This is a genomic window from Bacillus sp. 05T31 (assembly GCF_056396725.1).
The window spans coordinates 1-2,289 of record NZ_JBFTMA010000706.1 but is presented as its reverse complement, the minus strand read 5'-3'; the positions used below and the strand labels follow the sequence as shown (position 1 = coordinate 2,289).

Here is a 2,289-nt window from a genome sequence, read left to right as displayed (position 1 = left end):
GAAGATGGCTTCCTTGGGTAGATGGGGTAAAATCTGCTAATGCGTATRATGAKATTTTTCCGATGTGGTTAAAGAAATTTGCAGAGGGAGACGGTTTTGAARGTGGTATACGTTATAAAGGAAAGCTCGTTGGGATGGTGGGCATTCACCCGGTGAGCTGGGGGAAAAAAGCGACGAGTCTTGGATATTATCTTGCAGAAGATGCTGGTGGAAAAGGTGTTATGACACGTAGTGTGAAGGCTGTGCTTCAATATGCATTTGATAATTTAAAGCTGAATAAAATAGAAATTCGGTGTGGTGTTGAAAATACGAAAAGCCGAGCTATTCCAGAGCGTTTAGGTTTTAAATTAGATGGTATTTTAAGAGATGAAGAATGGTTGTATGACCATTTTCAGGATATTGCTGTTTATAGTTTACTAGCTTCAGAATGGGAAGAAATTCGATGAATGAGAAGATTTGTGTCACTCCGTATGAAAGCAAATTTCAAGATGAAGTAGTAGATCTCATTGTTCATATTCAGCAAAAAGAGTACAATGTCCCAATTACGAAAGAAGAGCARCCTGACTTACTTGAAATAGAAACGTTCTATCAAAGGGATCACGGAAACTTTTGGGTAGCAACTTATGATGGTAAAGTGGTTGGAACGATAGCTTTATTAGATATTAGAAATCATCAAGTAGCGCTAAGGAAAATGTTCGTGAAGAAAGAGTTCCGCGGAAGAGAATGGGGCGCATCACATAGTCTGCTTCAAACAGCAATTTTATGGGCTGAGCATAAAAAGGTAAAAGATATATATTTAGGAACGACAGTGAAATTTTTAGCGGCACATCGCTTTTATGAAAAGAATAATTTCCAAAGTGTGAATATAGAAGATTTGCCAAAAAGTTTTCCGGTGTTAGAGGTAGATAAGAAATTTTATAGGTATATTGTTTAAGGAGGTCATTCAGAAATGGCCTTTTTTTTATGAATTAAAATGGGATAAGTGGTATAATTTGGATTAGGGGGTGTAGGTATGAACTTTCCAATTCAAAGAAGTAAGTCTACGATTATATTTGTTATTTTAACGTTAATCTTTATGGTGTTATATCCAACTGTCATGCTTTTCACAAATAAAGGGCAGTGGATGTCAGCGTTAATTGGGATGGGTTTATGCTTCATTGTAAATGTCCCTCTCGTTTGGGAAATGTTCATTAAAAAACATAAAGTGGAAAATGGTATTTTAAAATACGGAATTTTAAATGACGACGTTGTATTAAAAGATATAAGAGTTATTCGTCAAGTTGGGAAATCATTTGAGATTACAACGAATGCGTATAAAGTACATATGATTGCGATGCCGCAAGATACGGATGGATTTTTGGCGCTTATCGAGAAAGAAAATCCACATGTGAAAATAGAAATGGTAGGTAAGCGATGAAATATGTAAAACTTTTGTTTTGTTTGGAGATTTTGTTGGTGCTTGCTATTTGCACTAGAGTATATATGAAATGGGAGCTGCCATTATATGTCCCGATATTAATAGGTACTATCGCAGTGACGCATTTATTTTATTTTCATTTTCAGCAAACAAAAAGCGAGAAAAATAGCTCTATATAGTGCAGGGGGATTAGAAATGAAAAAAATCTATATGTTATTTTTGTTTTTGCTAACCACATCTATTCTTTTAATAGGATGTAGTGCGAAGAAAGAGAAGTCTGATGTTAGTTTAGAAAAGGCACAAAAAATTGAAATAGAATCGCTTATTGATTCGAGTGATAAAAAAACAATTACTGATAAGAAAGAAATCACAAAGTTGTTTGAATCAATCAAAATGGATGAGTGGGAAATGGAATCGGCTCCTATGGATACTCCGCAAGGGAAAACGTTTAAAATGTATCAAGAGGATACACCGAAATTATTGGATTCGAGTAAAGATAAAAAAGAGTTAYATGAAATTGGTACTATGACAGTATATAAAGATGTCCCTTATGTTGAGGTTGAATTAAAAGTTAAGATGATAAAAAATAAAAATAGTTTTAAAGTACCAGAAGATGTGGCTAAAAAATTATTAGAGTATTAATGAAAAAGCGCTCGGGATTCTATCCGAGCGCTTTTCATATTATTTTAAGTTCTCTGGGTTTAAAGCTTCTAGTTCAGTTACAACGAAGCGTCCGTCTTTACGGATTAATACGTCGTCGAAGTAAATTTCACCGCCGCCRTATTCAGGGCGCTGAATGCATACTAAATCCCAGTGAATGTTAGAGTTGTTGCCGTTCCATGCATCATCATAAGCTTGTCCAGGTGTGAAGT

At 35.1% G+C, this 2,289-nt stretch carries 5 protein-coding genes and 1 pseudogene; 5 read left to right on the top strand and 1 reads right to left on the bottom strand.

Annotated elements, in window-relative coordinates:
• The 5 genes from AC1DJR_RS26955 to AC1DJR_RS26935 all read left to right on the top strand — a co-directional run.
• On the top strand, positions 1–446 hold a 446-nt coding region (locus AC1DJR_RS26955), incomplete at its 5' end, for a GNAT family N-acetyltransferase (protein WP_477003946.1).
• Positions 443–934 carry a GNAT family N-acetyltransferase gene (locus AC1DJR_RS26950; protein ID WP_429688015.1) on the top strand — a complete coding sequence of 164 codons (492 nt, stop codon included), beginning with the start codon at positions 443–445 and terminating at the stop codon, positions 932–934. The genes AC1DJR_RS26955 and AC1DJR_RS26950, both read left to right, overlap by 4 nt.
• 78 nt (positions 935–1,012) lie before the next feature.
• Complete coding sequence (locus AC1DJR_RS26945) at positions 1,013–1,417, top strand: PH domain-containing protein (protein WP_429688016.1); 405 nt, start codon at positions 1,013–1,015, stop codon at positions 1,415–1,417.
• The gene (locus AC1DJR_RS26940) at positions 1,414–1,596 is read left to right on the top strand and encodes a hypothetical protein (RefSeq protein ID WP_429688017.1); all 183 of its coding nucleotides are present in this window, start codon (positions 1,414–1,416) and stop codon (positions 1,594–1,596) included. The genes AC1DJR_RS26945 and AC1DJR_RS26940 overlap by 4 nt, the downstream gene beginning before the upstream one ends.
• A gap of 16 nt (positions 1,597–1,612) precedes the next feature.
• Positions 1,613–2,059, top strand: a complete 447-nt coding sequence (locus tag AC1DJR_RS26935; RefSeq protein WP_477003945.1) for a hypothetical protein — start codon at positions 1,613–1,615, stop codon at positions 2,057–2,059.
• A gap of 39 nt (positions 2,060–2,098) precedes the next feature.
• Here the strand turns inward: AC1DJR_RS26935 and AC1DJR_RS26930 are convergent.
• Positions 2,099–2,289: pseudogene (locus AC1DJR_RS26930) on the bottom strand (aminopeptidase); the annotation flags it as partial.